The following is an 18,381-nucleotide window of genomic DNA, read 5'->3' as shown; positions in this document are numbered from 1 at the left end:
CCAGGTATAGGGCGATAATTCAAGAAAATAGCTGCACAAAATACAGTTATATTCATTAACGAAAGATTCACAGGAATATAGCTGTACAAAATACAACTAAACGCTCTTACACCTCAAGCTAGCGTATCGCTCCTACACTCCAAGCTAGCGTATCGCTCTTACACCTCAGGCTTGCGCTTCGCTCCTACACCTCAGGCTTGCGCAACGCTCCTACATATTGCGCCTCAACACACCCTAACTCAGCTTATAGGTTCAGACTATCACTTTTATAGATATCATATCTTGGAATTATAAAGACAGGGGTGTTATATTTAGATCATTCAAGAGAGACTCCACGCTCTCTTCCAATGAACGATTCTATTAATGAGGTGAAATTATGAGCAACAAGACAATGTTTGAGAAGATTTGGGAGAATCACGTTATTCATCAAGAGGAAGGCAAACCTAGCATTATTTATATTGATCTGCATTTGGTTCATGAAGTTACTTCTCCACAGGCTTTTGAAGGGCTTCGCCTCAGCAACCGGAAGGTTCGCCGTCCTGAGCTGACCTTCGCAACGATGGATCATAACGTACCAACTAAAGATCGTTTTAACATTAAAGATCCAATCTCCAAGCAGCAAATTGATACCCTTTCTAAGAACTGCGCTGATTTTGGTGTAAGACTTTTCGATCTGAATGATATTGATCAAGGCGTTGTACACGTAATGGGTCCTGAAATCGGCTTGACACATCCTGGCAAAACTATCGTTTGCGGCGACAGCCATACCTCCACGCATGGTGCATTCGGCGCGCTGGCATTCGGTATCGGAACTAGTGAAGTTGAACATGTAATGGCTACCCAATGTTTGCAGCAATCCAAAGCTAAGACTATGGAAGTACGCTTCACAGGCAAACGTAACCCTGGCGTAACAGCAAAGGATATGATCCTTGGTGTTATTGCTAAGTATGGTACTGATTTTGCCACAGGTTATGTAATTGAGTACACAGGCGAAGCTATTCGCGAATTGTCGATGGAAGAACGTATGACTGTTTGCAATATGTCGATCGAAGGTGGAGCAAGAGCTGGCTTGATTGCCCCTGATGAAACTACTTTTAATTATCTGCGTGGACGTCAATACGTACCGCAAGGCGAAGCTTATGATGCTGCTGTAGAAGCATGGAAGAGTCTTGTAAGCGACGAGGGCGCACAGTACGATACGGTTGTTGAATTTGATGTGGAAACATTGATTCCACAAGTGACCTGGGGTACTAGCCCGGGCATGGGAACTGACATCAACTCCAGCGTTCCGAATCCGGCGGACTTCACCACTGAAAATGAACGTAAAGCTGCTGAAAAAGCGCTTGAATATATGGATTTGACTCCTGGAACACCTATTTCTGAAATTCCGATTGATTATGTATTTATCGGTTCCTGCACTAACGGACGGATCGAAGATTTGAGAGCTGCAGCAGTGGTAGCTAAAGGCCATAAGGTGTCTGAAAAGGTTACTGCCATTGTTGTTCCAGGCTCGGGCCGTGTTAAGATGCAGGCTGAGAAAGAAGGACTTGATAAAGTCTTTACTGAAGCTGGCTTTGAATGGCGTGAAGCGGGATGCAGCATGTGCTTGGCCATGAACCCGGATGTTCTGCAGCCTGGACAACGCTGTGCATCTACCTCGAACCGTAACTTTGAAGGACGCCAAGGACGCGGAGGACGTACACATCTGGTATCTCCAGCTATGGCAGCTGCAGCTGCGATCAAAGGCCGGTTCACTGATGTACGTGATTGGAATTATAAGACGGAAGCCGTCAGCTCATAGAACTAGAGAGAACACGGGAGGATAAAACTATGGATGCTTTTAAAAAATTAACAGGAATTGTTGCACCAGTTGACCGGGTAAATGTAGATACGGATGCGATTATTCCAAAGCAGTTTTTGAAACGGATTGAACGGACGGGATTTGGACAGTTTTTGTTCTATGAGTGGCGTTTTGATGAAGAAGGTAACGATAATCCAGCCTTCGAAATGAATAAACCACGTTATCAAGGGGCTTCTGTCCTGATCTCACGCGCTAACTTTGGCTGCGGATCCTCTCGGGAGCATGCACCATGGGCGATTATGGATTACGGGTTCAGAGTTGTAATTGCACCTTCTTATGCGGATATCTTCTACAATAACTGCTTTAAGAACGGCATTCTGCCGATCAAGCTTTCGGAAGAGCAAGTGGATGAATTGTTCAAACGGACAGCTGAGCATGAGGACTACAAGCTGACAGTTGATCTTGAGAACAACGCTTTACAAGATGAATTCGGACTGAGCATCAGCTTTGATCTGGATGAGCACCGTCGTCAATTCCTGCTGCAAGGCTTGGATGATATCGGTTTGACCCTTCAACATGCGGATGAAATTGCTGCTTATGAAGAGCGTCATGCTGCAAAGCTATTCTCTTAAAAAGAGGATATAACTGGTCTGATTCTTAAACTTTACAAAAAATACGCAAAACTTCTATTTCCGGGTGTCGGAAATAGAAGTTTTTTTGCTATAATCGATATATTCATTGGTCATTAAGGAAACATTTGGTGATTTCTGTCGTCTAAATACTTATCTAGGATCTATTACTTGCAGAAGGAGCGGAAAATGAGAATGAGAAGAGCTGGGCTTCGTGTAATGCTGCTTTTGTTACTGCCATTATTATTTTTAACATCCACCGGACAAGAAGCTGCCGCAGCTGCTAGCAGCACAGGCAGAATTATTATGGACAATCAGGAACTTGCTTTGCCAAAAGGAATTAAACTCGAAAATGTAAATGGTAGCGTTATGATTCCGGTCAGAGTGGTAGTAGAGAATCTTGGATTCGAGGTGTTATGGGAGCAGCAGACCCGGAAAGTAACCGTTCACCAGGATGGTAAAAGCATTGAGCTGGCGGTAGGACGGAAAACAGCTGATGCAGATGGGGTGACATTTGATTTAAATGCAGCTCCTAAGCAGAGTGGTGGCACAGTACTTGTTCCAATTCGTTTCGTAAGCGAGCAGTTCGGTTTAAAGGTGGGCTGGGATAATGTTGATAAAACCGTCTATTTGACTGGTGGACAAGTTAGCAATCCTCCAATGACACCTGAGGGGAATACTACCAATCCAACAGCAACTATTACACCTGCTCCAACTCCAAGTGCTACGCCGGGAAGTGACAACGGGACAACTGCTGGCAGTGTAGTAACTTCACCAAGCCCGACACCAGTTCCACAAACAACTACGGCACCGGGAAGCACAGCAGGAATCCCAACAGGAATCCCAACAGGAATCCCAACAGGCCCTCTAGTAAACGGGGCAGTATTTACTGAGAACCGACTTATTATCGCTGTGTCGGGGGCTACTAAGCCAAATGTTACTAAAATGAGCAACCCTGATCGAATCGTCGTAGATTTTCCGGGTGCTGCGTTCGATCCGAATTTCATTGGAAGTCTTACGGGTGTTACCACCGCTGGCGGTCCACAAGGTAAGCTGGACGTTGCCGGCTATCCGCTTGTTTCTGAGATCCGGTATGCACTGTTCAGTGTGAGTCCGTCCACTGTCAGATTCGTAATTCAAACGGTTGGAAATCAACCGTACCAGCTTAGTACGGATGAAAGCACCGGGTTGGTTACGATTGATTTGAATGTAACTAACAGCGGAGGCAACACCACAGGGGCTAATGGAACGTTAGGTAAGCCAATTGTAGTTCTAGATGCGGGTCATGGCGGAACTCAATCCGGAGCTGTCAGTCTCACAGGTAAGCTGGAAAAAGACTTCAATCTGGCCGTCATCCGCAAAGTACAAACGCTGTTAACGCAGGAAGCATTAGTTGACGTGGTGTTTACTCGAACTGACGATGCTACATTGGGGCTTCAGGATCGCGTGAAAATTGCGGAGGCTGCTAAAGCGAATCTCTTTATTTCAGTACACGCGAATTCGCTAGATGTCGGCTATCCGAATAGAGATAAAATAAATGGCAGTGAAACCTATTATTCTCGCAGTGATAGTCTGCCGCTTGCTCAGATTATGCATAAGCATTTATTAGCCGCTACTGGTTTTAAAGACAACGGGATTCGTACGAAAAGCCTTCATGTTACACGGGAAACCACAATGCCAGCAGTCTTGCTAGAAGTGGGATATCTTACAAATTCAGGGAATGAATCGGCGATGTATAGTGAGCAGCTTCAAGAGAAATTAGCGAGAGAAATTGTTGCCGGAATTAAGGAATATCTGGGGCTTTAAGACTTGAGGTTGGTGAGATTTCTCAATTTTTATGGAATATATTCGCAACCTTTATAGATTACCAGCGTCTAATAGAGGTCTGAGGTTGACGGAGACAGGGCACCACGATCGCCATTCACAGGCGAATACTAGATTCTTAGAGGTGAAGAATGAAGAAATTCAGTTTGATGTTGTTTTTGTTGCTCTTTGTGTTGGTTTTGCCTGAGCATGGACATGCTGCTGCCGCGAATAGCAAGATTTATCTGGACGGCAAAGAGATTACTGCAGGGCAAAAAGTACCGGTTGAAAATGTGAATGATACTATCATGGTACCGTTGAGATTGATCTCCGAGAGTCTTGGTTATACCGTGGGCTGGGATCAAAAAAGCAAAACGGTGACGATTGAACAGCAAGGGAAGGTCATCAAACTTATTGTTAATCAAAAGACAGCATCGGTTGATGACAAAACAGTACAGCTTACCACTGCGCCTGTCCTGCTGAGTGATACGACACTTGTACCTATACGGTTCATTAGTGAGCAGTTTGGTCTCACCGTCACTTGGGATAATGCAAAGAAGATCGTGTACCTTATTACCCCAGGATCCTCAAATGAAAACGGAAGTTCAGATGGAAACTCTGGAAATGGTGGATCTGAGGTTGTTCCGCCGGTAGATCCTACTAAGAATTTAACCATGATAAATGGTTTGAGCTTTAGTGAGAATCGTTTGAGCATTGCGATGGAAGGTAATTCCACGCCAAAAGTAAGTGTAATGACAGGGCCGGATCGGTTAGTTATTGATTTTCCAAATGCCACTTTTTCAGATCTGTTTGGTACGGGACAAGTTCTTGATCCTGATCTGAATGGTAAACTGGAAGTGAAGGATTATCCTGATGTATCAGGTGTCCGGTATTCGCTTTATAGCTCGAATCCTTACACTGTACGTTTTGTAATTGATTTGAATTATCCTAAGAATTATAACATCAGCGTATCTGGCACGGATTCTAAGTTGGTCATCATTGACCTGAATGCAGAAAGTACGGATGATACTTCAACACAGCCAGGTAATGATGGCAAGAAGCTCGTAGTACTGGATGCAGGACACGGAGCTAAAGATTCTGGTGCAGTAGGAGTAACAGGAAAATACGAAAAGAATTTTAATTTAGCTATAGTACTTAAGACAGCAGCATTGCTGAAAAAAGAAAGTAATATCGATGTCGTACTGACACGCAGTGACGATACATTCTTGGAGCTCAAAGATAGAGCGGCAATGGCTAATAATTTAAAAGCAGATCTATTTATTTCTGTACATGCCAACAGTTCCGCATCTTCTGCGGCAAGCGGTACAGAAACGTATTATCAGCGGGAAGCCAGTAAGGCCTTAGCGAAAGTAATGCATAAGTATCTTGTTGAGGCTACTGGGCTTAGTGATCGCGGTGTACGATACGGGAATTTTCATGTCATTCGTGAAACGAAAATGCCTGCCGTTCTACTTGAAGTAGGATACCTTAGCAATAAGAAGGATGAGACATTGCTCTTTACGGAAGCATTACAAAACAAAGTTGCTGCTTCAATAGTGAGTGGAATCAAGGAATATTTGGGTATAAAATAACAGACCAGTGGCAGACGAGCGCCGCAAAGTCAGCTTTCTGCTTTTATCTATAAAAAGGCAAGAAGTGGTTTTGCGGTACCTGTCTGCCCGTATTCATCTAGAGGAGGCGTTTATTAATGTTTAAACAAAAATGGACTATGGTTGGGGTTGCTGCGCTGCTTCTACTAGTGATTGCTGGCTGTGGAGATAAGCCTACTGCAGCTCCTGCTAATGGAGTGGAGCAAGAGACTACAAACGTTGTAAGTGGTGCGGGAGAAAGTACCCCAGCTCCGTCTGATGATCAGGAAACCGAAGTGGCTAGCACTCCGCAACCGACAGCAGATAATACTAATGCAGAATCTCAGCCGTCTTCGAAGCCGGTAGAAAATGAGACACAAAAGCAAAGCCAGAGTATTGAAGTTTATTACACTGATTCGCAAATTATGGATTTAGTGCCTGCTAAGACTACGATTAACTACTCTGACGATGTTGAGAAATATACAGAGACGTTCAAAGCACTGCAAAGTAGTGAGAATGCAGATCTTGTACCTTTATGGGGGAAAATTGAGCTGAAATCATTAAAATTCGTAGAGGGTCAAATCGTAATGGATATTCACAAACCAGATGAAGCTCAGCTTGGTGCGGGTGGAGAATCCTTTGCCATTACTTCACTTGCCAAAACTTATTTTCAATTTGCGGAAGTAAAGAGTATCGAAGTTTTAGTTGATGGTGAAAAGGTAGAAAGTCTAATGGGCCATGTGGATCTATTGCATCCTATGACTAGAGATAATTCTTAATTGGTTATGCAACAAAGGAATTAGGCATCTAGCTGACGAATTTTTAAACATACTATTTATTTGAGTCATAGAGAGGGGAATATCTATTGTCCGCGCAAAAAAGGTCAAAACGTCCATTGAAGGCTTATTCTAATAAAGCGGTGTCGGCTGTTATGGCTGGCGTTATGGTTTTTGGTGGTGCAAGTGCAGTGTTTGCAGACACAGCTGCCACTACACCGACATCAACCACTACTCAATCTGTAGGGATTTTTAGCGATGTGAAGACAGGCTTCTGGGCTGAAAAACATATTTACAAACTCGCTTCACAAGGAATTGTGGTTGGGAATAATGGATTGTTCCGTCCTGGAGATTCTGTAACTCAGCAGGAAGCAGTGCTTATGGCCCTGCGGTTTATGAAGTTGCAGGATAAAGTGGATGCTTCTTCTACGGTAGCCTTGCCTACCGATTTTAAAGTTACGAATTATTACAAGGATTATGTTGTGTTGGCTTTTCAACAAGGATTACTCGATAAGGCAACCGAAATGGCTCCAGATAATCTGAAGACTTCTTGGGGAGAGCGTAAAGCATCCCGGGAATGGATTGCGGAGCTGTTAATCCGCTCCCTTGGAAAAAGCGCAGATGCAGCAGGGGCCGCTAGTGAGCCAACTGGCTTTGCGGATGATACCAAAGTGTCTGCCAACAAACGTGGTTACATCAACGTTGCCGTTAATTTAGGCCTAGCGAATGGGCTTGACGGCAATCGTTTTGATCCGCAAGGCGCTGTAACACGTGCGCAATTGGCGACTTTTTTCAGTCGCGCTGAAGCTCACAATACGGTTGAATACGACAACACGGTATCAGGAACGATCAGTCAATTAGCAGATGGGAAACTATCCGTTTATAACAACGGAAAGACTTCTACATATACCCTGGGAGTAAGCACTGCTTATTACACAAGTGCTTCTGAAAGCAGAATCAATCTAAGTGATGTTCAACCCTACACTAAGGTTACTGTAATTGGTGCGACATATAACGCGGCTTATGTTGAAGTGACTGACCCTACACAACAAGTAGAGACTCTGTCAGGAAACTTCGCCATGGTAGCTCCAGGTAATAAGCTTTGGTTAAAGTCACCAACAGGGTTCACTGAATACTACTACGATGAGACTACTTCCTTTGTGGATGCAAATGGAGCTGGAATTGAACCTGCTTCGCTGGTAACAGACAGTGTAGTTTCACTGCAACGTGAAACGTACAGTGGTTCGCATAAAGTAGTAAAGGTTCAAGTGACTTCAGGGGTTGTTAACAAAACAACAACAGGCACTATTCAAAGTGTAGATCTTACTGGTAAAAGCATTACTTTCAAAAATACCGCGGGTACAGTAGAAACTTTTAAATGGGAAGAGGGGACTTCATTATTCAGCTCCCAAGCATCAGTGCTGAAACCTGCAGATTTGAAGACAGGTAATGCGGTCAAATATACGATTCAAGACAATGTGATCCGCACTGTAGAAGTGACAGAAGGTGTTGAACGGACAGTTGATGGGGTACTTACCGAGCTGACTAGTTCCACGGTTGTTTACAAAAAAGCGGACGGAAATCGTGAGGTTAAACTGCTTGGCACTAAACCGACGATTGTTATTCCGAACATGAGTGGAGCAGTAGCTGATGATCTTATTGCTGATGCAGTAGGTGGGGACAAGATTCAGGTTACCCTAAACAGCAGCGATCAAGTCACCAAAATTGAAGTGTTAAGCCGCCAAATTGAGCAGTATAGTGGAGCTGTGGTTATAGACTATAATTCTAAAACTCAGCTATTGACGGTTATGGATACTAACAATAAGGCACATGTGGTTCAGTTGGATGAAAAAACAAAGCTGTCCTATGAAGGGGTACTTCCTAACTTAACTAGCATTGGGGCAAGACTGACCGAAAATCGCAAGGTGAATATAAAGGCAATCGGACAACGTGCGTTATCGTTGGAAGTTGTTACGAAGTATGAAGGAACCGTTACTTCAATCAATGTTGCCTCAAGAACTATAGTTATGAAGTTAAATGACGGACAGAGTCTGACTCTGCCAACTCCACAGTTTATTGATATCTTTGGCAAAACGAATCCAACCGTAACAGATGTTCCTGTTGGCAGTTATGTGACAGCCTCGTTAACTGCAAATCAGGACCTTGTGGCTGTCCTGAAAGTAAAGTCAGTTCTTCAGGTTGAAGCAGCAACGGTTAATTCTGGAACCAACCGTTTGAGCATCAAATGGAATGGGGGAACCAGCGAGATCAATACTTATGCTATCCCGATGACCAATGAAGCTGGCGAAAGCATTAAGCTAACAGCTTTAAAAGCGGGTGATTATCTTAACGTGACCTTCGATGGAAGCACACCACTGGCTATTCAAGCAATTAAGCTTACAACAGGTCAGGTAGGTTCTGTAGATACCGCTGGGAATAGCTTGGTTGTGAAGGATTTTGCTGGAGCAACACAGACTTTAGCGGTGAGCGGAGGAGTCAAAATCATACGTGATGGCTCCACAACGACTGCTCTTAGCAACTTGACCACAGGTGACAGAGTAGAGATTCGTAAGGATACGGATGGATCTACAATCGTTCGTGTAATGTCTCAACTTAGTCGAACATTCTCACGCTATGAAAGTGCAACTAACTTATTGTCGACTAAGAGAGCTAATCTAAATGATAAATATCAATTCTTTGTTCCTGCTAATGTATATATTCATCAGGGAGATTCGACTTTATCCGTGCAATCTTTGAAAGAAAATGATAATATTATAATGTATTTCAATAATGATATTTTGGTTGAAATTGTGAAACAATAGTTGCAATGGTGGATTTCTGAGTGAATCACCGTCTTGACACAGGGGCTTTACCTGCGTCAAGACGTTTTTTTTGAAATATAAGAAAGTATAAGTATTGCTCCTATACTGTATGTCTTATATTTCTCGCTTAAACGCTTACTGTTCTTATTATGACACTGAAGGCGTTAATACTTGAAATATAATGCCAGTATCGTATGTGTTGAAATGTATGAATCCATACGTTATAATACATACTTTGCTTATATTTCTAACATTTGAGGTGAGACGCTCGATAGAATTTTCTGAGCGTTTTTGCTCCGTGGAGGGGACACTATGAAAGTTGCAGACGTCCGCCACATTTTGGATACGATTGGAGATTTGTTTCCGGATGCACATTGCGAGCTGAATCACAGTAACGCTTTTGAATTAACCATAGCAGTGCTGCTGTCAGCCCAATGTACGGATGCAACGGTGAACAAAGTGACCGAGGACCTGTTCCAAAAGTACAAAGCCCCCATCGATTATATTTCTGTGCCGCTGGAGGAATTGGAGGGGGATATCCGGCGCATCGGCTTATATCGTAACAAAGCTAAGCATATCCAAAGCCTGTGCTCTATACTCATAGAACAGTATGGCGGAGAAGTGCCTGAGGCACATGACTTGCTTGTAACGTTGCCAGGAGTAGGTCGTAAAACCGCTAACGTAGTAGTATCCAACGCATTTGGAGTTCCTGCCATTGCTGTGGACACTCATGTGGAGCGGGTTGCTAAACGACTTGCATTGGCAGGCTGGAAAGATTCTGTGCTGGAAGTGGAGAAAAAGCTGATGAAGGCTGTGCCACGTGATGAATGGACGCTCACGCATCACCGGCTAATCTTTTTCGGACGATATCACTGTAAGGCTCAGAATCCAAAATGTCAGGTTTGCCCGCTCCTTGATGTATGTCGAGAGGGCAAAAAACGTATGAAAACGGCTGTCGTCAGGAAAGCTAAAGATCATACGCCAAAAAGTTAAAAGTTAGAGTTGAAGAAGAGGATGGGATAGAGATGAAATGCATTTCTGTATACACAGATAATTTTGAGGTATTCTCGGATATTTTTGACCGCGTAGTGGAAAGCCCGCTGGAAGAAAATGAAGAGCAAGAAGTAGAGGGCATCACGATCAGTCATTCCGGTGATGTGCCTGAGCACTATCTGGAGCGTATGTCTGTAAAACCAGAGGTTGTCGTAATGAGAGACAAATCTCGTGGATTGACTATTCTGCAGCACGGAAAAGTATTTGAAATTCTGTTGCCTGTTTTGGAAACTGCATAATTGAGAAGTGACCTGAAATGGAGTCAGCCCTTGGGGCTGGCTCCTTTTTTTATTTAATATCCTTATATTTCTACGAGAAACGACGGTTGGCTTTACAGGACGACAACGTCGCTTCTTTTTTTGGTATCATTTCGTAGGAGATGATAGGTTATTTTGTAAGTAGTGTGTATTTAATTTGTGTCAAACTGGTGATAAACTGTAATTATTATTTATAAAAATGTTCCGCGCTAAATTTCAGAAATTGCACCTATATAAGTATTGCATAAAAAAGAGCTTAAATCAGTATTCATGAATGGATTAAGATCAGTGCATGATTAGAAGGTATCTGTGGAGGTGGAAGGTCTGTGGGAGCGGAACAGGTTAGAATTCAGAGAGAAACATTAAGTGAAACAGCATCGCAGCTTTCCCGGCTGAAAGATTTAATGCGCCACTGGGGCGATGAGAGTGCTGAACGAATATATGAAGATTTACAAAATAAAGAGGGTGGGAATGAACTGACCCTTGCTTTTTGTGGGCATTTTTCGGCAGGGAAATCCAGCATGATTAATCTTTTATGCGGCAGCTCAGTGTTGCCTTCCGGACCTGTGCCGACTAGTGCCAATATTGTTTCTATCCGCAGCGGGGCTCCACGAGTGCTTATCTATCCAAGGGTTGAGGGAAGTGAAAATGAATCTACCCCTGTAGAGACAACACCAGAAAGATTACAGGAATATTGTCGAAATGGCGGAGAATATTCTGCGATTGAAGTCTGGAATGAGATTCCACTTCTAGGGAAGCATGGTGTTCTATTGGATACGCCTGGCGTGGATTCGACGGATGATGGCCACCAGGCGGCCACTAGTTCCGCGCTGCATTTAGCTGATGTCGTCTTTTATGTTATGGATTATAACCATGTACAGTCAGAGAATAATTTGGCTTTTGCCAAAAATCTTAGTGACTGGGGCAAACCGCTCTATCTTATTGTTAATCAGATAGACAAGCACAGAGAACAAGAAATTTCCATTGAAGAATATAAACGCCAGCTTGAAAATGCTTTTGAACAGTGGGGAATTCATTGTGCGGGGATTCTGTTTACCTCACTCAAAATGAAAGAGCACCCACTGAATCATTGGGATAATCTGCTGAACCTTATAACAGAGCTGTTGGAGCACAGGGAACAATTGCTTCAATATAGCTTGTCACGTTCCATTCATCATACAGCAGATTCATCGCTGACCGCGTTCCGTGAAGACCAGCAGGAGGAACGGGAAATTCTTTTAGCTGAGCTAGAGGGTGCAGAGGTTACAGTTGTGATGGATGAGCTGAAATCGCTGGAGGAAGAGAAGGCACTGCTTGAGGAGCTGCCTCAGCAATCACGAGCTAGCCTGCGAAGTGATCTTGATGCCTTACTCAATAATGCTAACTTAATGCCTGCGGATGTTAGAGAGGCGGCAGGGAGCTATGTGGAGAGTGTCAGCCCAGGCTTCCGCTTAGGTTTGTTCTCTACAGCGGGACGGCGGGAGAAGGAACAAGGCAAACGACTGGAAGCCTGGCAAGGATTACTGGTCCGAGAGGTTTCCGCTCAGCTGGAATGGCATCTGATTCAGCTGGTACGTCAATGGGCGGAGAATCTCGGACTGTGGGCAGAGGAGGCAGAGACGACTCTGAAGCAAGGGTTCCCGGCGGTGAGCCAGGAATGGCTGGCGGCTGCACTTAAGCCGGGAACGGGGTATAGCGGCGAGGCGCTGCTCAATTTCTGCCGCACACTTGCGGCAGATCTGAAGAGCCAATTCCGCCGCGCTGCGCTGTTAGTTGGCGATGAGCTGCTGGCGAAGCTGCCATCGCTTATCGAGGAGCAGCGCGCGGAACTCCAGCGCCGCGAACAGGCCCTTACGCGGCAGGCGCGCGCTGCCCGCGCGCTAGCCGCCCTGGACCGCGCGGCTGACGCCCGCGCGCACGAGCTAGCGGCGCTGCTGCCGCCGCGCCGGACCCTAACCCCGGCATCCTGCCGGAGGTTAGGGTCACCCCGCGTGCGGCAACGCAGAGCGCCGCACCGCGGGAGACCCAGCCGCGCGAACGCGCCGCGGCTGGAAGCGCCGCCGCAAGCTGGGCGGCGGGAACGGCTTCGCCGGCGGGCGGACGCCGCCGGCTCTCGGCAGCCGCTGACGCGCTGGCGGCTGCGGCAGAGCTGCTGCGCCGCGAGCCAGCGATGGCATCGGCGGCGCGCAGTCTGGCCGCACGGGCGGAGGATCTCGCCGGCGGCCGCTTTACCCTTGCGCTGTTCGGTGCGTTCAGCGCAGGCAAATCTTCCTTCGCCAACGCTTTGCTCGGCGAAGAAGTGCTGCCCGTGTCGCCACACCCTGCCACGGCCGCAGTTAACCGCATATTGGCGCCGGAAGGAGACTTCCGCCATGCCAGCGCGGTTGTAACGATGAAGAGCATGGCGGATTTCTGGGATGACATCTGCCATTCCTTCAGCGTGCTGCAGCTTGGAGAGCCGCAACAGGATACGTGGACAGCAGTTCTTGCGAGCCTGCCAACACGGGGAATCCACCCCTCTGCGCTGCCGCATGCAGGATTTCTAAGAGCCGCAGCATCCGGTTGGGCTGAAGCTGAGCCGCTGCTAGGAACGGTGCGGACGGTTGATTTGGATGAATATCGAAACCTAGTTGCGGAAGAGACCCGGGCTTGCTTCGTACAAGGGATTGACCTGTATTATGCCTGTCCTTTGACGGAGAGCGGGATTGTGCTCGTAGATACACCAGGAGCAGATTCACTGCATGCACGCCACACTGGCGTAACCTTTAGTTACATGAAAAATGCGGATGCGATCTGTTTTGTGACCTATTATAACCACGCCTTTTCGAAGGCGGATCGCGGACTCTTGGCCCAGCTTGGCCGCATTAAAGATAGCTTTGCTCTCGATAAAATGTTCTTTATTATCAATGCTTCTGATCTCGCTTCAAGCGAAGAAGAACTAGATGAGGTTAAAGCACATGTCGTTCAAAATCTGCGTGCCGGAGGTTTGCGGTCTCCGAGAATCTATGCTTTGTCCAGCTTGCTTGCTCTAGAAGCTAAAACTCAACATAATCACGATCTTTATGAAACCTCCCGCTTCAAGGAATTTGAGCAAGCATTATCCCGCTTTGCTGGTGATGAGCTTCCACAGCTCTCACTTAATGCAGCTGCTGAGAGTATCGCATCGGTTCGGCGCAGGGCTGAGGAATGGCAGAATCTGGCCTCCAAGGCGGCGGGCGAGCGTGAAGCCGGGTTAATAGAACTGCAGGAACGGCGGCAGTTCGCCATGAAGCGGTTGTCTCTTTTGGAGACTGAGGAACGTCCTAGCAGAGATCTTATTCATGAAAGTGAAGAACTGATCTATCATGTGTGCCAGCGGATTAGCTTCTCCTTCAACAGAAATTTCCAGGAGTCTTTTCATCCCTCCTTACTGCGTGAGGATGCAGGGAATTTAAAAGCCATTTTCTCTGCCTGTGGTGCAGAACTAATGCGTACTACTCAGCGCGAGCTTGAGCAAGAGCTATGGGCAACAACGCTGCGGCTAGAGAGCACGGGACGCAGGCTTGTTCATGAAGCTGCTGAAGCGGCAGCTACAGAGCTGCTCTTTTCCACGGAGGACTTTCATCTTATGGAGAATGAGGAGCACGCTTGGTCATCTCCTAAGGATCTGGAATGCCAGCTTCAGCCTGTGCACTGGTCCGCTTTATGGGGCCATTTCAAATCCCCGCGTTATTTCTTTGAGGGAACTGGGCGGGAATTGGTCAAAGCTGCGGCAGAGACGCTTTTGAAAGATGCGGTTAATCTTGCAGCGGCAGTGCAGAAGGAGAAATTAATTGCTCATTACGTCGAGAATATCAGCAGAGAATTAAAATCTGCTGCCGAAAGCCTGCAAGAAGGGCTTGCGGAGCAAGAGAAAGCGATGTTAGATCTCCTTAAAGGGGGTGAGACAGCAGATCATTGGGGCCAAATAAGCCACCAATTATCACGTCTAGAACAAACTTTCGTTGATAAAGTCGACAAAGTTCTGTGAAGTTTGTAGGAAAATGTCGAAGAACACTTGCAATCTGGCGTATGATGGATGAAAATAAAGAAGCCTGAAAATATACAATGAAACTGTTACGTTTTCTGAAATTCATAAAAACGAGACAGTCAATTTGCCGAAAGAGGTTGGAATCGACAATGTGGGGAGCTCCTTTTTCAGCTCAAAGCCGCAAGCTGTTGCTGCTGGGCAGCGGGGAACTGGGTAAGGAAGTCATAATTGAAGCTCAACGCCTTGGCGTAGAGACCGTAGCTGTAGACCGTTATACCGATGCACCGGCGATGGGTGTAGCTCATCGTTCCTATGTAATTGATATGCTGGATGCAGAGGCGCTGAAAGCGCTGATTCGTTCTGAGAAACCGGATGTCATTGTTCCGGAGATTGAGGCAATCGCCACTCACGCTCTTCAAGAGCTTGAAGAAGAAGGCTTTTTCGTTGTTCCGACGGCGCGGGCGGCTCGGCTGACCATGGACAGAGAAGGGATTCGCCGTCTTGCGGCTGAAGAACTCAGACTGCCAACCGCCGATTACCGTTTTGCGGATAGTCTGGAAGAACTGCAACAAGCTATAGCCGAGCTAGGCACTCCTTGTGTCATTAAGCCGATTATGAGTTCTTCTGGCAAGGGTCAGAGCGTATGCAAAAGCCCTGAGGATGCAGAAAACTGCTGGAACACTGCTTTGGATGGAGCAAGAGCTAAAGGAACACGAGTTATCGTGGAGGCTTTTGTTACTTTTGAGAGCGAGATTACTCTTTTGACGGTGCGTTCTGTGTCTGGAACGGTATTTTGTCCACCTATTGGACATATTCAGAAGGATGGAGATTACGTGGAATCCTGGCAGCCTCACTTTATGAAGCCAGAGCTGCTTGAAGAAGCGCAATCTATAGCAAAAGCTGTAACGGATCAGCTCGGAGGTTTCGGTATTTTTGGAGTGGAACTTTTTTTGACAGATCGAGGCGTATTGTTCAGTGAAGTGTCACCTAGACCCCATGATACGGGGATGGTCACGATGGCGACGCAGGATTTATCTCAATTTGCAGTGCATGTCAGAGCTATTCTTGGTTTTCCTGTCCAGTCAGTACAATTGCTGACACCTGGGGCCTCAGCTACGCTGAAGGCTGATGGAGAAGGACGAGCCTTTGCTGTGACCGGAATTGGAGAAGCTTTGGAACTGCCTAGGACTCAGGTTCGCGTATTTGGTAAACCGGAAGTTCGTCCTGGCCGGCGGATGGCAGTAGCGTTAAGTGCGGCGGAAGATGTGGAAATCGCGCGGACGATAGCCAAGCAGGCGGCGTCTATGCTAAAAGTGGAGGTATATGAGGATGAACAGTAGTACCATGGCACCTGTACTGGAAATTCGCAAATGCGGCTTGAATGATCTGGAGAGAGTTACAGCGCTTCTGCGGGAATTCGGCTATCCAACAACGCTAAGCGTGATGAAAGAGAGACTGGAAAGCATGGAGAACAGCAATCTCCAATGCACACTTGTAGCAGAGCTGAACAATGAAGTTGTGGGTATGATCGGCCTTAGACAGGTAAGCTCGTATTACAAACAGACAGATTGTATCACTGAGATTACTGCACTTATCGTATCAGAAGAACTCAGAGGAAACGGACTCGGTAAAAGACTTGTGGCCGCAGCAGAAGAATGGGCACGTGAGCAAGGTTGCTGTCAGCTTTTCCTTAGAAGTGGCAACCGCGTAGAACGCGCACCGGCACATGCTTTTTATCGTCATATCGGTTTCGAAAAGACAGCAGGCTATCGCTTTAACAAAGCGTTGCTATAATACTTATAGGTTACCGATCATCCCCATCCCAGCTACGGCGGGATGGTTTTTTTTTTGCTCTGGAACTCTTTTTTTATATGTATTTAATATATTAATACCTAAAACTATTTAAATAACTTAACCATAGATGGATTGGTTTGAATCATATACAATAAAATTTATGACATCTAAAACGTTTCCAAAGAGGGATGAGACATGTATAAGCTAGTTCTTGCTGAAGATGAAGAAGACGTTAGGGAAGGCGTTATCGGGCAGATTGACTGGGAGCGTTACGGATTTGAGATTGTTGAGCAGGCGGAGAATGGACGGGAAGCTGCGGATGCCATAGACCGTTTGCTGCCGGATGTGGTAGTTACCGATATCCAAATGCCTTTTATGAATGGACTTCAGCTGGCTGAATGGATTCGTAGTCATCATCCTAACACTAAGATTATCATTTTGACTGGGTATGATGAATTTGAATATGCTCAGAAGGCGATAAAATTGCAAATTGACGAGTATATTTTGAAACCGTTCTCTTCGCAGGAATTAATTGATGTACTGCTTAAGGTTAGAGTAACTATTGAGGCTGAAATTGCAGAAAAGGAAAATGTATTTGTACTCAGTGAGCATTACCGGAAAAGTCTGCCTGTGTTAAGGGAGCAATTTTTATCGTCCCTTATTTCGCGTAGACTGCGTACGGATGAAATTGCTGAGAAGAGCTCTGAATATGGCATAAAATTAACGGGACGGTGGTTTCAGGCTTCGGTAATTAGTGTGGATTATATTCGTCCTGAGCGGGAATCGGCTGGGGGTGCAGCAGGCCGGCAAATTTCTTTACGAGACACTGGTGAAAAGAATTTACAGCTATTCGCTGTGCTGAATATTGCTGAAGAAATATGCTCGAAGCATGGTTTTGGAAGGGTGTTTATTCATCGTGATGAGGTCGTATTGCTCACCATCCATGAAGAAGGGGAAGAAACTGATATCACTGGAAAGACTTTTGAGCTTCTTGAAGAAATCCGCCAGAACGTACAGCGTTTTCTGAAGCTGACAGTAACGGCAGGCTCCGGAACGGTCTGTTCATCGCCTGCTTTGTTATTTAATTCTTTTGGGGATGCCTTGCAGGCACTAGATTATCGGCTTATTCTCGGCAATAACCGGGTGATCTGGATTGAGGACGTTGAGTCACGTTCCAGCACTCTGCTAACCTATGATGAACTAACCCAGCAATCCTTAATCCGGACGATTAAACTAGGTACGGTGCAAGAACTCAAAGAGGTTGTTGAGGAGTTATTTGCCGGTCTTGACGCAGAGCAGGTGTCTACACAGGATTATCAGATTTTTTTGCTGGAGATTATTACATCTATCCTGCGAGTGGCTAAAGAATCCGGAAGTGAGGCTGCAAAGTATATTGGTTCTGGCATTTCGTCGCTAACTGCCATCAATAAATTTAATAGTATGGCCGAAGCCAAGCAATGGATTATTGCAGTCTGTAGCGGTTTAATGGATACGATTGCATTAGAACGTCAATCTTCCTATAAGCTGCTTATTGATGAAGCTAAAGAATATATACGCAGCCACTATGTTGAATCTGATATTTCCATCGGCAAGGTTTGTCAGCATTTACATATAAGTACCGGTTATTTTAGCAGTATTTTTAAGAAGGAAATGAAAATGACGTTCGTTAGTTATCTTTTGCAAATTAGGTTAGAAGCAGCCAAGGAACTTTTGCGGTCCACGGAGCTGAAAGCTTTTGAAATCGCAGAAAAAATAGGTTTTGCCGATCCTAACTATTTCAGCTTTTGTTTCCGCAAAAAATATGGCCAATCTCCTAAAGAGTATAAAAACAGCTCCAGAGGAGGGTAA

General features: G+C 45.7%; 13 protein-coding genes. All 13 read left to right on the top strand.

Going from position 1 to position 18,381, the window contains the following annotated elements:
* The first annotated feature begins 376 nt into the window (after positions 1 to 376).
* The 13 genes from leuC to MKZ09_RS22940 all read left to right on the top strand — a co-directional run bounded on the left by leuC (position 377) and on the right by MKZ09_RS22940 (position 18,381).
* On the top strand, positions 377 to 1,801 hold the full coding sequence (gene leuC / locus MKZ09_RS23000; RefSeq protein WP_036676324.1) for a 3-isopropylmalate dehydratase large subunit: 1,425 nt from the start codon (positions 377 to 379) through the stop codon (positions 1,799 to 1,801).
* 29 nt (positions 1,802 to 1,830) lie between these two features.
* A complete protein-coding gene (gene leuD, locus MKZ09_RS22995) occupies positions 1,831 to 2,433 on the top strand; it encodes a 3-isopropylmalate dehydratase small subunit (protein ID WP_076127570.1) in 603 nt (200 codons plus the stop codon).
* A gap of 186 nt (positions 2,434 to 2,619) precedes the next feature.
* Positions 2,620 to 4,236, top strand: a complete 1,617-nt coding sequence (locus MKZ09_RS22990; protein WP_081394251.1) for an N-acetylmuramoyl-L-alanine amidase family protein — start codon at positions 2,620 to 2,622, stop codon at positions 4,234 to 4,236.
* Positions 4,237 to 4,385: 149 nt separating this feature from the next.
* Positions 4,386 to 5,825, top strand: a complete 1,440-nt coding sequence (locus tag MKZ09_RS22985; protein WP_076204341.1) for an N-acetylmuramoyl-L-alanine amidase — start codon at positions 4,386 to 4,388, stop codon at positions 5,823 to 5,825.
* Positions 5,826 to 5,941: 116 nt separating this feature from the next.
* A complete protein-coding gene (locus MKZ09_RS22980; protein ID WP_076204345.1) occupies positions 5,942 to 6,601 on the top strand; it encodes a GerMN domain-containing protein in 660 nt (219 codons plus the stop codon).
* An 86-nt stretch (positions 6,602 to 6,687) separates the two neighbouring features.
* Entirely contained in the window at positions 6,688 to 9,420 is a 2,733-nt protein-coding gene (locus MKZ09_RS22975; protein ID WP_081394252.1) for an S-layer homology domain-containing protein, read from the top strand.
* A 312-nt stretch (positions 9,421 to 9,732) separates the two neighbouring features.
* Positions 9,733 to 10,413 carry an endonuclease III gene (nth, locus tag MKZ09_RS22970; RefSeq protein ID WP_076134653.1) on the top strand — a complete coding sequence of 227 codons (681 nt, stop codon included), beginning with the start codon at positions 9,733 to 9,735 and terminating at the stop codon, positions 10,411 to 10,413.
* 32 nt (positions 10,414 to 10,445) lie between these two features.
* A complete protein-coding gene (locus MKZ09_RS22965) occupies positions 10,446 to 10,712 on the top strand; it encodes a hypothetical protein (protein ID WP_036676334.1) in 267 nt (88 codons plus the stop codon).
* A 344-nt stretch (positions 10,713 to 11,056) separates the two neighbouring features.
* Positions 11,057 to 13,120: a dynamin family protein gene (locus MKZ09_RS22960; RefSeq protein ID WP_341041348.1), complete on the top strand. Its 2,064-nt coding sequence runs from the start codon at positions 11,057 to 11,059 to the stop codon at positions 13,118 to 13,120.
* A complete protein-coding gene (locus tag MKZ09_RS22955; protein ID WP_341041915.1) occupies positions 13,015 to 14,739 on the top strand; it encodes a dynamin family protein in 1,725 nt (574 codons plus the stop codon). The genes MKZ09_RS22960 and MKZ09_RS22955 overlap by 106 nt, the downstream gene beginning before the upstream one ends.
* 149 nt (positions 14,740 to 14,888) lie before the next feature.
* Positions 14,889 to 16,079: a formate-dependent phosphoribosylglycinamide formyltransferase gene (purT, locus tag MKZ09_RS22950; protein ID WP_076204349.1), complete on the top strand. Its 1,191-nt coding sequence runs from the start codon at positions 14,889 to 14,891 to the stop codon at positions 16,077 to 16,079.
* Entirely contained in the window at positions 16,069 to 16,533 is a 465-nt protein-coding gene (locus MKZ09_RS22945; protein WP_232061416.1) for a GNAT family N-acetyltransferase, read from the top strand. Before purT ends, MKZ09_RS22945 begins: the two co-directional genes overlap by 11 nt.
* A gap of 195 nt (positions 16,534 to 16,728) precedes the next feature.
* On the top strand, positions 16,729 to 18,381 hold the full coding sequence (locus tag MKZ09_RS22940; RefSeq protein WP_076134651.1) for a response regulator: 1,653 nt from the start codon (positions 16,729 to 16,731) through the stop codon (positions 18,379 to 18,381).

The organism is Paenibacillus sp. FSL R5-0908 (assembly GCF_038006245.1).
In the GTDB taxonomy this organism is placed as follows: domain Bacteria; phylum Bacillota; class Bacilli; order Paenibacillales; family Paenibacillaceae; genus Paenibacillus_AQ; species Paenibacillus_AQ odorifer.
Note: the sequence above shows the minus strand (reverse complement) of the source record. Positions and strands in the feature narration are given on the sequence as shown.